The organism is Demequina litoralis (genome assembly GCF_030418455.1).
Classification (GTDB): domain Bacteria; phylum Actinomycetota; class Actinomycetes; order Actinomycetales; family Demequinaceae; genus Demequina; species Demequina litoralis.
This window is the reverse complement of record NZ_JAUHPW010000006.1, coordinates 154,914-167,844: the sequence shown is the minus strand read 5'-3', so window position 1 is coordinate 167,844 and position 12,931 is coordinate 154,914. Positions and strand designations below refer to the sequence as shown.

The window sequence follows — 12,931 nt, the reverse complement described above, 5'->3', positions numbered from 1 at the left end:
GGATGACATCCGATACGTCGAGGGGCGGGTGGGTGAGCACAGTGTATGACGCGGCCGTCGTCGGCTCCGGCGGCTTCCTGGGCTCCGCGATCGTCGCCGGCCTGACCTCCCGCAGCGCCCGCGTCACGGGTTTCACCAGGCAGGATCCCGTCCTCGTGGACGATGCGCTGTCCCCGCGGGCGGCCGACGTCCCCGTGATCGTGTGGGCCGCCGGAGGCATCACCCCGACCGTCGCGGCCGAGGATCCCGACGCCGTCGCGGCCGAGCTCGGCGCCTTCCGTGCCTTCGCGGCCGCCGCCGCGGCGCGCCCGGCCCCGCCGCGCATCGTCCTGCTGTCCTCGGGCGGCGCCGTCTACGGCCGTCCGGCCGTGCCGCCGTACGCCGAGACCGACGCACCCGCCCCGCCCAACGCGTACGGCGCGTACAAGCTCGCCCAGGAGCGCGTCCTCGCGGCTGCCGGGCTGCCCGCGACGGTGATGCGGATCGCGAACGCGTACGGCCCAGGCCAGCGCGGCGCGCACGGTCAGGGCGTGCTCGCGATCTGGATGCGCGCCATCCGGGCCGGCGAGGCGATCGCGCTGCACGGCGACGGCGCGGTCGCTCGGGACTACGTCCACGCCGACGACGTGGTCGACGCGGTGGCGCGCATCGTCGACGCGCCGCAGCCGCCGCCGGTGGTCAACGTCGGCTCGGGCACGCCGACCTCGCTCGCCGCGCTCCTCGAGCTGCTCGGCGACGCGGTCGGTCCGGACCGCATGCGGGTCGACCGCCGCCCCTCCCGCGGGGTCGACCCGGACTCCACCTGGCTCGACATCGCCCTCGCGCGCGAGGCCCTCGGCTGGGAGCCGCGCGTGCCGCTCGCCGCGGGCATCGCCGACATGTGGGAGCGTCAGCCGCGATGAGGACGGCGCTGCGCTGGGGATTCCTCGCGGTCGCGGCCGGCCTGCTCGGCTGGGCGGTCGTGTCGAACTGGGACCAGGTCTCCACCGCGTTGCGCGACCTCACCTGGGGCGCGATCGCGGGCTCGCTTGTCGCGTGCATGATCGCGCTCGGCGTCAATGCGATGTCGTGGCGCGCCGTGATGCGCGCGATCGGGCTCGACACGACGGTGGCCGAGGCCATGCGGGTCTTCCTGCTGTCGCAGGTGGGCAAGTACGTGCCCGGATCGGTGTGGCCGGTGCTGGCGCAGGCGGAGTTCGCGCGCGACCACGGTGTGAGCCGGCCGCGCGCGATGACCGGGTCCATCGTCGCGATGGTCGTCGGCGTCGTCACGTCCGCCGTCGTCGGCGCGGTGGGGCTCGTGCTCGCCGTGCCGGACGCGCTCGCGGCCTACTGGTGGGTGCTCGCCGTGGCCGCGGCGCTCGCGGTCGTGTTGGTGCCGGCGGTGCTGAAGCGGGTGGTGGCGCTGGCGTTCCGGGTGACGCGGCGCGCGGAGGAGCCGGCGCACATCGGCGGACGCGCGTTGCTCGCGTCGGCCGCGTGGTCGACGCTCATGTGGGTCGTGCTCGGCGTGCACGCCTGGCTGCTGCTGCGCGAGCTCGCCCCCGGCGCGGGCCTCGCGGTCGTGACGGGTGCGTTCGCCTTCGCGTGGCTCGTGGGCTTCCTCGTCGTCGTCGCCCCGGCCGGAGCCGGCGCGCGCGAGTGGGCGCTCGTGCTCGCGCTCGCGCCCGTCGCGACCCCCGCGCAGGCGCTCAGCCTCGCGCTCGTGAGCCGCTTCCTCATGACCGCGGCCGACGTCGCGGGCCTGGGGATCGGGATCGCTATCGGCGCGCGGCGTCCGGACGCCGCGCGCCCGCGGCGCGGGTCGGCTCCTCCGCCGGGCTGACGGCGGGCTCCTCCCGGGTCGTCGCGGTGGGCGCCGGAGCAGGCTCCGCCGGCGCCTTCTCGGCGGCCTCGGCCGCGGTAGCGCGCACCGCCGGCCGCACCGGACCGTACTGCTGCTCCTTGAGCCGCTCCAGCTGGTCCTCCGCGAGGATGCGGTTGGTCTTGAGCAGGTCCGACAGCACGCCGAGCGCGACCGAGATGAGGGCGCCCGAGATCAGCGCGCCGCCCAGCATGAGCGACTGGATGTGGTTGCCGTCGTCGCCGAGCGCGCGCAGGACGGCGAACCGTACGTACGGGAAGACGCCCAGCACGCCGAACAGCGTCGCGAGCGAGGCGAAGATGCCCCACGGCCGGAACATGATGTACGAGCGCAGGATGGCCTGCCCCGACTTGAGCATGTGCTCGAACATGTTCGAGAACAGGCGGGACTCGCGCGTCTTGGGGTTGGTGTCGATCGGCACCGAGGTGATGGCGAGCCGCTTGCTGCCCGCCTGGATGATCGTCTCCATCGTGTAGCTGAACTGCGTGACGATGTTGAGGCGGTACAGCGCGAAGCGCGAGTACGCGCGGAAGCCGGAGGCGGCGTCGGGCAGGTCGGTGCCCGCCGCCCGGTTGACCACCCACGACCCGAAGCGCTGCATCGTCTTCTTGAACGCCGAGAAGTGCTCGATCTTGTGGGTCTGGCGGTCGCCGATGACGATCTCCGCCTCGCCCGCGAGGATGGGTGCGACCAGGTCGCCGATCCGCTCCTGCGGGTACTGGTTGTCGCCGTCCGTGTTGACCACGATGTCCGCCCCGTGGCGCAGCGCGTGGTCGACGCCGTCGCGGAACGACCGGGCCAGGCCCATCGTGCGCGCGTGCCGGATCACCGTCGCGCCGTGCGAGCGTGCGACCTCCGCCGTGCGGTCGGACGAGCCGTCGTCGATGACGAGCACCTCGACCTCGTCGACGCCCGGCAGAGAGGCCGGGATGGACCCGAGCACGAGCGGGAGGGTCGTCTCCTCGTTGAGGCACGGGATCTGGATGGTCACCTTCACGCCCTCAGGCTAGTGCCCGTGCCTGGAGGGGATCTCGCAGGCCGTCCGTGGTGTCCGGTGCGCCACACCTCGGCGGGGCACCGGGCACGATGCGCAAGAATGGGCCGGTGACCTCCTTCGCCGACCGCCACATCGGACCCGACGCCCCCGCTCTCGAGACCATGCTCGCCACCGTCGGGCACGCCTCCCTGGACACGCTCGTCGATGCCGCCGTGCCGGCATCGATCCGCGGCGACGACGTGCTCGTGCTGCCCGAGCCGCGCTCGGAGGCCGAGGTCCTCACCGCTCTGCAGGGCCTGGCGGCCCGCAACACGGTGCAGGTGTCGATGATCGGCATGGGCTACCACGACACCATCACCCCGATGGCGATCCAGCGGAACGTGCTCGAGAACCCGGCCTGGTACACGGCGTACACGCCGTACCAGGCGGAGATCTCGCAGGGCCGCCTCGAGGCGATGCTCAACTTCCAGACGATGGTCTCCGACCTCACCGCGCTCCCCGTCGCGGGCGCGTCGCTCCTCGACGAGGCGACCGCGGTCTCCGAGGCCGTCCTCCTCATGCGCCGCGCCGTGCGCGGCAAGGACGGTGGACGCATCGTCCTCGACGCCGAGTGCCTCCCGCAGACCGTCGCGGTGGTGCGCGCGCAGGCCGAGGCGATCGGCCTCCCGCTCGAGGTCCAGGAGCTCGGCGAGGGCTGGGAGGCCCCCGAGGACCTCGTCGGCCTCGTCGTCCAGCAGCCGGGCCAGACCGGCGTGGTGCGGGACGTCGGCACCCTCATCGACCTCGCGCACGAGGCGGGCGCGCTCGTCACGGTCGCCGCCGACATCCTCTCGCTGTGCGTCATCAAGGCGCCGGGCGAGCTGGGCGCGGACATCGCGGTCGGCTCGACCCAGCGCTTCGGCGTCCCGCTGTTCTTCGGCGGCCCGCACGCGGCCTACATCGCGGTCCGCGAGGGTCTCGAGCGCCAGCTGCCCGGCCGTCTCGTCGGCGTCTCGGTCGACGCGGACGGCGACCCCGCCTACCGCCTCGCGCTGCAGACCCGCGAGCAGCACATCCGCCGCGACAAGGCGACCTCGAACATCTGCACCGCCCAGGCGCTGCTCGCGGTGATCGCCAGCTTCTACGCCGTCTACCACGGTCCCGAGGGCCTGCGGGAGATCGCGCTGCGCGTCCACACCATGGCGTCGACGCTCGCGGACGCGCTCCGCGCGCGCGGCGTGGCGGTCCGCCACGACCACTTCTTCGACACGATCGTCGTCGAGGTGCCGCGCGGCGCGGACTCCGTGGTGGCCCGCATCGCGGCCCGCGGCATCAACGTGCGCCGCCTCGACGCGGACGCCGTCGCGATCGCGTGCGACGAGCGCACCACGCCCGAGATCCTCACGGCGCTGCTCGAGGCGATCCTCGACCGTCGCGCCGAGCGCCCCGTCTACACGGGTCCGACCGTCACCATCCCGGTCGCGCTGCGCCGCACCTCGGAGTACCTCCAGCACCCCATCTTCAGCGCCCACCGGTCCGAGACGTCGCTCATGCGCTACATGCGGCGGCTCGCGGACCGCGACCTCGCGCTCGACCGCACGATGATCCCGCTCGGCTCGTGCACGATGAAGCTCAACTCGGCGGTCGAGATGGCCGCCGTGAGCTGGCCCGGATTCGCGCAGATCCACCCGTTCGCGCCCGCCGACCAGACCGCCGGCTACCGCGAGATGATCGCGCAGCTCGAGGGCTGGCTCGCGCAGATCACCGGCTACGCCGCCGTGTCGGTCCAGCCCAACGCGGGATCCCGCGGCGAGTACGCCGGCCTGCTCGCGATCCGCGAGTACCACCGCTCGCGCGGCGAGACCGAGCGCGACGTGTGCCTCATCCCCGCCTCCGCGCACGGCACCAACGCCGCGTCGGCGGTGCTCGCCGGCATGCGCGTCGTGGTGGTGGCGACCGCGACGGACGGCGAGGTCGACCTCGAGGACCTGCGCTCCAAGCTGTCGGCCCACGAGGGGCGCGTCAGCTGCATCATGATCACGTACCCGTCGACCCACGGCGTGTACGAGGAGCACGTGGGCGAGGTCTGCGCGGCGGTGCACGAGGCGGGCGGCCAGGTGTACATCGACGGCGCCAACCTCAACGCGCTCGTGGGCGTCGCCAAGCCGGGCCACTTCGGCGGCGACGTCTCGCACCTCAACCTTCACAAGACGTTCGCGATCCCGCACGGCGGTGGCGGCCCCGGCGTGGGCCCGGTCGCGGTCGCGCAGCACCTCGTGCCGTTCCTGCCGCGCTCGCTCGCGCCGGTGCAGTCGCCCGCGGAGCTCGCCCGCGAGGGCGCGCCCGTGTCCTCCGCGCCGTACGGCTCGGCCGGCGTGCTGCCCATCTCGTGGGCGTACATCGCGCTCATGGGCCACGGCGGCCTGCGCCGCGCGACGGAGACCGCGGTCCTCGCCGCCAACTACGTCGCGACCCGCCTCCAGGACCACTACCCCGTGCTGTTCCGCGGGCCCGGGGGCCTCGTCGCGCACGAGTGCATCCTCGACGTGCGTCCGCTCACCAAGGCGACGGGCATCACCGCGGAGGACATCGCGAAGCGCCTCATCGACTTCGGCATCCACGCGCCGACCATGTCGTTCCCGGTGGCCGGCACCCTCATGGTCGAGCCGACCGAGTCCGAGGACCTCGTCGAGATCGACCGCTTCATCGACGCGATGATCACCATCCGCGAGGAGATCGCGGCGGTCGAGCGCGGCGACATCGCGGCGACGGACTCGCCGCTGCGGCACGCGCCGCACACGATGGCGATGGTGGTGGCGGACGGCTGGGCGCAGGCGTACCCGCGCGAGCAGGCCGCGTTCCCCGTGCCGTCGCTGCGCCTCGACAAGTACTGGTCGCCGGTGCGTCGCATCGACAACGCGCACGGCGACCGGAACCTCGTCTGCGCATGCCCCCCGCTCGACGAGTACGAGGCCTGAGGCACGGCGCCGCGCACCGCCGTGGCGGGCGGTCCGATGGCTACGCTGTCGGCATGAGCCCGTCGCCTTCCCGCCGCCACCCCGGGCTCGGAGGGCCATGAGCCGACAGCCCCTCCAGCCGCCGGTGCTGCCCGGGTACACGTACGTGCGCCCGCTCGGGCAGGGCGGCTTCGCGGACGTGTTCCTGTTCCAGCAGGACATGCCGCGGCGGCAGGTGGCGGTCAAGGTGCTCCACGCGCGCGTCCACGACGCCGCGGCCCGCGCGCTCGGCGTCGAGGCGGACGTCATGGCGGCGCTCAGCGCCCACCCGTCGATCCTCACGGTGCACGAGGCGTCGGTCTCGGGCGACGGGCGCCCGTTCATGGTGGTCGAGTACTGCCCCGGCTCGCTCGCGAACCGGTACCGGGCCGAGCAGATCCCGGTCGCGGACGTGCTCGCCGTCGGCGTCCAGATCGCCTCCGCCGTCGAGGCGGCCCACCGCATCGGCATGCTCCACCGCGACATCAAGCCGTCCAACATCCTCGTCACGCAGTTCGGCCACCCCGTCCTGTCGGACTTCGGCGTCGCGACCGCCGTGATGGCAGGCGACGCCGACGACGTCGCCATGAGCCCGCCCTGGAGCGCGCCCGAGGTCATCGACCGCATGAGCTCGGGCACCGTGGCATCCGACGTGTGGTCGCTCGCGGCGACCGTGTACACCCTGATCGCGCAGCACAGCCCGTTCGACGAGTCCGACCGGCGCCTGCCGCCGGCGCAGCTCAAGGCGCGGATCCTCAAGGCGCGGTACCGCGCGACCGGACGCGACGACGTCCCCGCCGCGCTCGAGGAGGCGCTCGCGGGCGGCATGCGCCGCGACCCCGGCGACCGCTTCCCCAGCGCGCTCGCCTTCGGGCAGGCGCTGCAGGCGGTGCAGCGGGACCTCGGGCTGCCCGTGACGCCCCTCGAGGTGCCCACCGACGCGTGGGCGCAGGCGTCGCGGGTGACGGTGGACGATGCGCCGCGCGGCCCGGTGCGCTCGCACGTGCCCGTGGCGCAGCGCCGGCGGGGGACCGTGACCGGCACCCTGGCCCGGCCGCCGCACGCGACTCCGCGCACGATCGTCGCGTGGGCCCTCGGCGCGGCCGCGGCGGCGACCGTCACGACCGTCCTGGTGATGACGCTGGCGGGCGGCGGGTGACCGACGTCGGCCGCGCGACGGCCGCGCGGCGCCGCCGCACGGCGCGCATCGTCGCGGGCGCGGTGCTCGCCGTCGCGACCGTCGGCGCGATCGTGGCGCCGGGCTTCGACGAGCGCGAGGCGGTCGCGGTCGACCCGACGGTGTGGGCGCTGCAGGCGGGAGCGGGCGAGCGCTACGCGCGCGTCAACACCGAGCTCGCCGAGGTCGACACCGTCAAGGAGGTCGACGCGCCGTCCGAGATCCTCCAGCACGACGGCAGCCTGCTCGTGCTGTCGGCGGGGTACACGGCGGTCACCGAGCTCGACGCCGGGCACCCGGTCGATCTCGAGGCCGGCGCGGAGGGGGCCGTCGACACCCCCGCCGGCACGACGGCGATCGCCGCGGAGGGCGACGTCGTCGCCTACCTCGCCGCGGACGGCGACGTGCTGGCAGGCCGGATCTCCGACGGCACCGCGCTCGAGCCGCGCGAGATCGTCCTCGACTCGGGCGACGGGCTGCGTGCGGTGGCCGTGGCGGTCACCGCCGACGGCGACCTCGCGGCGTACTCCCCCACCCTCGGCGGCGTGGTGCGCGCGGACGCCGACGGGGCGGTCGCGGGCATCGACCCGGTGCCGGACGCCCCCGAGACCGGCACCTACCAGGTGTCCTTCGCGGGCTCCGCGTGGGTGCTGCTCGAGGCTCAGACCGCCGAGCTGTGGCGCGAGGGCGTCGACGGCGCGACCGTCACGGACACCGACGGCGATGCGCGCCTGCAGCGCCCGAGCACGGGCGGCGACGTGCGGATCGCGGACGGCCGCGGGCTCGTGGTGGTGCCGGCGGACGGCGCCGCGGGCCGCGTGTTCGGCTCGGACGCCGCGGCGGGCGTGCCGGCCGCGCCCGCCGAGCTCGACGGCGTCGTCTACGCGGCGTGGCTGCCCGACGGCGACGGCGAGGGCACGCTGTGGAGCTCCGCCGGACCGACCATCCCGCTCGCCTACGGCGGCGGCACGCTCGGGGAGCGCCGCGAGCCGGTGCTGCGCTCGAACGGCGCGCGCATGGTCCTCAACGAGGTGCGCTCGGGCTGGGTGTGGGAGGTCCCCTCCGGCACGCTCGTCCGCTCGTCGCAGGACTGGGTGCCCGACGAGCAGACGACGGCCACCGAGGAGCAGCAGGACGTCTCCGCCGAGGTGCGCGACCCGCGCCCGCCCGTCGCGGAGGACGATGCGCTCGGCGTGCGCGCCGGCCGCCAGGTCCGCCTGCCGGTGCTCCTCAACGACCACGACGCGAACGGCGACCTGCTCACGATCGACGCCGCGAGCCTCACGCAGCCCGACGACGCCTTCGCCACGGTGGCGATCGGCGACGACGGCCAGTCGCTCGTCGCCACCGTCGCGCCCGGTGCGAAGGGCTCGGCGTCGTTCATGTACGCGATCTCCGACGGCTCCGGACCGCAGGGCCTGTCCGAGCCGGCGACCGTCACGCTCGCGGCCGCGCGCGGCAACTCCGCGCCCGCCTGGTGCGGCGTCGAGGGCTGCGTCGCCGAGTGGCCCGCACCCCAGGTCGAGGCGGACGGCACCGTCACCGTCGACGTCCTCGACGGATGGGTGGACCCCGAGGGCGACCCGGTCTACGTCCGGAGCGCCGTGACGACCGATGCGGAGGTCGCGGTGGCGGCCTCGCCCGAGGGCTCCGTGGTGGTCCGCCACGGGGGCACCGCGCGGGAGGTCGAGGTCGAGGTCACGGTCGCCGATGCGCGGGGGGCGACGGCGACGCGCACGATGCGCGTGGGGGTGGTCGGCGAGCCGCGGCTCACGCTCGAGCCCCTCGCGGTGACGGCGCTCGCCGGCGTGCGCACCTCGATCGCCTTCGCGGACCGGGTCGCGGGTGGCGCCGGCGCCCCGGAGGTCACGGAGGCGACGGTGGACCCGGCCGACGGCGCGAGCGTGGAGGTCTCGCCCGACGCGTCCGGCGTCCTCTTCGAGGCGGGCCAGCCGGGCACCTACACGGTCGACGTGACGGTGGTGGACGGTGCGGTCCAGGCGCGTGGGACCGCGCGGGTGACGGTGCTCGCGCCGCAGGACGAGGCGCTCGCGACCGTGCCGCTGACCGCCTTCGTGCGGCCGCACGAGGACGTCACCGTCGACGTCCTCGACGCCGTCACCAACCCCGGCGGCCGCGTGCTGCTGCTGTCGGATGCCTCGGTCGACTCGTCCAACGGCGCCCGCGTCGAGGCCTCGATCGTGGGACATGGGGCGCTGCGCCTGTCCGGCACGACGGGCGACGGCCAGCCCGGCCTGCTCGGCGTCGTGTCGTACACCGTCTCCGACGGCTCCGGCCGGGCCGCGATGACGGTCCGCGGCGAGATCACCGTGGTGCTGCTCGACTCGGCCGTGCCCGCGCCGCCGCTGGTCGCGGATGACGCCGTCACGGTGCGCGCCGGCGGCCAGGTGGACGTCCGGGTGCTCGACAACGACGTCGCCACGGCGGGCGCCGTCATCGCGCTCGACGCGGGGTCGGTCGAGGCGCCTGCGGGGGGCGGGCTCGCGTTCGCCGCCGGTCCGCTCGTGCGCATCCTCGCGCCCGACAGCGCCGGCACGTATCGGATCCCCTACGCGTCCTACGTGCTCGGCTTCCCATCGCAGCGCGACACCGGGGTCATCGTCGTCACCGTCACCGACGGCTCCGAGAACGCCGCCCCCACGCCCCGCGACCTCGCCGTGCGCGCCTCGTCGGGCGAGGAGGTGCGCCTCGAGCTCGACGGCACCGGCCTCGACCCCGACGGCGACGAGGTGCGCCTCGACGCGGTCGTGTCGCAGCCCGCGCAGGGCTCGGCGCGGGTGAGCGCGGACGGCGCCGCCCTCGTCTACGCGTCCATCGCGGGCTTCGCCGGGCAGGACGAGTTCGACTTCCAGGTCATCGACGCGCGTGGCCGCACCGCGACCGCGACCGCCCGCGTGGGCGTCGTCGCGGTCGAGGCCGACCCGGCGCCGGTCACCTACACCGACTTCGTGCAGGTCCAGGCGGGGACCGGGCGCAAGGTGGTGGTCCAGCCGCTGGCCAACGACCTCGACCTCACGGGCGGCGACCTCGAGCTCGTCGACGTGAGACCCGACGCCGCCGAGGGCACCGACGAGCGCGCGGCGCTCGCGGCGCTGCTGCCCGCGGACCTCAACACGGCCGAGGCGCTCGCCGAGGGGCTGGTGACCTTCGAGGTCGGCGCCGACGTGGGCACCTACGCCTACCTCTACACCGTCCGCAACGCGACGGGCTCGCTCGCGCAGGGCCGCATCGTCCTCAAGGCCGTGCGCGAGCGGGTCACCGATACCCCGATCGTCGCGGACACCGTCCTCACCCTCGAGACCAGGGACGCCTTCCCGACGGGTGTCGACGTGCTCGCCGGCACCGTCGCCTGGGCCAGCGGCGACGCCGCGACCCTGGGGCTGTCGCTCTGGGGCGAGCAGGACGACCTCGCGGTGTCCGGCTCGGAGATCTCCGGCCCGCTGCCCGACGCGACCCGCATCGTGCCGTTCCGTGTCGAGGGCACGGACTTCGCGGGCGACACCGCCGTCGGCTACGGCTTCCTCCGGGTCCTCGGCGGTCAGGACCTGCGGCTCGCGCTGCGCGAGGACGCCCACGTGTCCGTGGACGAGGGCGGCGCGGTGACCGTCGACGTGGCCCCGCTGCTGGCGGCGCCCGACGGCACCGCGATCGAGCTCGACGGCGCCCAGGTGCGTGCCGGCGGGGCGCGCGACCAGGCGTCCTGCGCCGCCGTCGCCGGGACCACCGTGCGGTACGAGGCGGGGGCCGGCGCGCCCTACACCGACACGTGCCTGGTCGCGGTCCGGCTGGCGGGGCAGGACGCGTGGACGGTGCTGCCGGTGCCGGTGACGATCGTGCCGGCGGATCCGGTGCCCACGCTGGTGAGCGCCTCGCTCGAGATCTCCCCCGGCGACACCGCGGGCTTCGACCTCGGCCGGATGGTGCGCTGGCCCGAGGGCGCCGCCGCGACGGACGTCCAGGTCGTAGCCACCTACTCCGGGCAGCTCTTCGACGTGCGGCGCGACGGCGCGCGCCTCTCCATCGTGGCGAGGGACGATGCGGCGCCCGGTCGCGCGGAGTCCGTCACCGTGTCGCTCCCCGACCATCCCGAGGTGCAGCCCCGCGTGCTGTCGCTCGTCGTCGGCCCCGCGCCGTCCGAGCTCCCCAAGGGCGGCTCCGTGGTGGAGCGCTGCTCGCAGGCCGACGGCGACAGCTGCACCCTCACCGTCGTCGGGGCGGCGGGCGAGGTCAACCCGCTGCCGGGCACCCCCCTCGAGGTGGTCGACGTCAAGGCCGCGGGCGACTGCCCCGACGTGCGCTTCCAGGCCGCGGGCGGCGACCGGGTGCGCGTCACCTGGACCGCCGACGCCGCGGGCGGGGTGTGCGACGCCGTGTTCCGGGTGCGCGACGCCCAGGGCCGCGTGAGCGCCGCCGACCGCTCCGGGAGCATCAGCCTCGACCTGCAGGGCTTCCCGCGCGCGCCCGCGGAGGTGTCGCAGGTGGACTACGGCGACGGCTCGGTCACGCTCGCCGTGGCGCCGGGCGGCGCCGCGGGGGCCTATCCCGCGCTCCAGCGCTTCGACGTCGTGTCAGGCGGCGTCACCGTGACGACGTGCACCGCGGGCGGCGTGTGCGCGCCGATCACCGGGCTCGCGAACGGGGCGAAGGCGACCTACGCCGTCTACGCGGTGAACTCGGTCGGGCGCTCGCGGGCGGCGGCCTCCGCGACCGCGTGGGCCTACGCCCCGCCCGCCCCGCCCACGGTCGTGTCGTGGCAGCCGTCGGTGACGTCCGGCGACGGCGGCCGCATCGACCTCGTGCTCGACGTCACGGACGGGTCGACCAGCGAGGTCCGCATCGCCACCGCGGGCACCGAGCAGACCGTCCCGGTCGGCACCGGCACGCAGCGGATCGAGGGGATCGCGATCGGCTCCAACACGCCCGTCGACGTGGTCCTCACCCCGCTCACCGTGTTCGACCTGCCGCCAGTCGACGGCGCGGCCGCCGCGGGCACGTCCGTCACCATCACGGCGCACGGCATCGGACGGCCCACCATCGACGGGGCGAGCCACTCCTACACCTCCGGGGCGGGCCAGGCCACCATCACCGCGGACGTCACCGCCGGCGGCGCGGGGTCCGCCACGTGGGTGGGGCGCATGGTCGGCGGCCGCTGCGACGCGACCACCCAGGCGTCGGGCGGCACCGCATCGTTCACCGTTCCCGTCGACGCGAACGCGACGAACACCGTCACCGTGTGCGCGGAGAGCCGCGCCGACGGCCAGGTGTTCGGCCAGGCGGAGACGCGCGACGTCGTGTTCGCCGCGTTCACGGACCCCGGGGCGCCCGTCCTGCAGCGCGGCTACCGCGTCGCGTCGACGTGCGACGGGGCCGGGAGCTCGTGCACCACCGCGCTCGAGCGCGAGCCGCAGTGGCAGCCGCGCGCCGGGCTCGAGCTCTGGTACCGCGGGTCCGACGGGTCGACGTCGACGTCGTTCGCCGACGTCATGGTGCCGGGCCGCGCGGTGTCGGCGGTCGCGTACTACTGCGTCGACTTCGGCGGCGGCGAGCGCACGTGCTCCGACCAGACCACGCCCGTGACGCCCGAGTCCGGCGCCCGCTACCGCCCGACCGTGGAGCTCGCGTCCTGCACCGTCGGCACCGCCCCGGCCGTCTCCCTCGGCGGCGCCGCCGCGGACTTCGCGGCCACCGTGACGATGCTGGACGGGTCCGGAGCTCCCACCACGGACGCGGCGCTCATGCGCACCGCCCGGGTGACGGTCGCGTTCCAGGCCGCGCTCGCCGGCATCGCCGAATGGACCAGCGCCGACGTCGCCTGCGACGGCGCCCCGCCCGACCCCGACCCCGATACGACGGTGGCGCCATGAGCGGCGTCCGGCCCCGCCGGGGCCCACACGAAA

General features: G+C 75.2%; 6 protein-coding genes. 5 read left to right on the top strand and 1 reads right to left on the bottom strand.

The window, feature by feature from the left end; genetic code table 11:
* Positions 1–32: 32 nt before the first annotated feature.
* Together QQX09_RS09385 and QQX09_RS09380 are read left to right on the top strand one after the other, a co-directional pair.
* Positions 33–902, top strand: a complete 870-nt coding sequence (locus tag QQX09_RS09385; protein WP_301133826.1) for an NAD-dependent epimerase/dehydratase family protein — start codon at positions 33–35, stop codon at positions 900–902.
* Positions 899–1,825, top strand: a complete 927-nt coding sequence (locus tag QQX09_RS09380) for a lysylphosphatidylglycerol synthase domain-containing protein (protein ID WP_301133824.1) — start codon at positions 899–901, stop codon at positions 1,823–1,825. Before QQX09_RS09385 ends, QQX09_RS09380 begins: the two co-directional genes overlap by 4 nt.
* Here the strand turns inward: QQX09_RS09380 and QQX09_RS09375 are convergent.
* The gene (locus tag QQX09_RS09375; protein WP_301133822.1) at positions 1,761–2,861 is read right to left on the bottom strand and encodes a glycosyltransferase family 2 protein; all 1,101 of its coding nucleotides are present in this window, start codon (positions 2,859–2,861) and stop codon (positions 1,761–1,763) included. The two genes, QQX09_RS09380 and QQX09_RS09375, sit on opposite strands and share 65 nt — an antisense overlap.
* An 89-nt stretch (positions 2,862–2,950) precedes the next feature.
* On the opposite strand from QQX09_RS09375, the gene gcvP reads away from it, so the two are divergent.
* From gcvP to QQX09_RS09360, 3 genes are all read left to right on the top strand, one after another.
* Complete coding sequence (gene gcvP, locus QQX09_RS09370; protein ID WP_301133820.1) at positions 2,951–5,818, top strand: aminomethyl-transferring glycine dehydrogenase; 2,868 nt, start codon at positions 2,951–2,953, stop codon at positions 5,816–5,818.
* A gap of 97 nt (positions 5,819–5,915) precedes the next feature.
* Complete coding sequence (locus QQX09_RS09365; RefSeq protein WP_301133819.1) at positions 5,916–6,995, top strand: serine/threonine-protein kinase; 1,080 nt, start codon at positions 5,916–5,918, stop codon at positions 6,993–6,995.
* Positions 6,992–12,898 (top strand): Ig-like domain-containing protein, encoded by a 5,907-nt coding sequence (locus QQX09_RS09360; protein ID WP_301133817.1) that lies wholly within the window; start codon positions 6,992–6,994, stop codon positions 12,896–12,898. Before QQX09_RS09365 ends, QQX09_RS09360 begins: the two co-directional genes overlap by 4 nt.
* The last annotated feature ends 33 nt before the right edge of the window (positions 12,899–12,931 follow it).

Coding starts and splice junctions, on each gene's coding strand:
- QQX09_RS09380 (WP_301133824.1), top strand. CDS start 899: ATGAGGACGGCGCTGCGCTGGGGATTCCTCGCGGTCGCGGCCGGCCTG.
- gcvP (WP_301133820.1), top strand. CDS start 2,951: ATGCGCAAGAATGGGCCGGTGACCTCCTTCGCCGACCGCCACATCGGA.
- QQX09_RS09365 (WP_301133819.1), top strand. CDS start 5,916: ATGAGCCGACAGCCCCTCCAGCCGCCGGTGCTGCCCGGGTACACGTAC.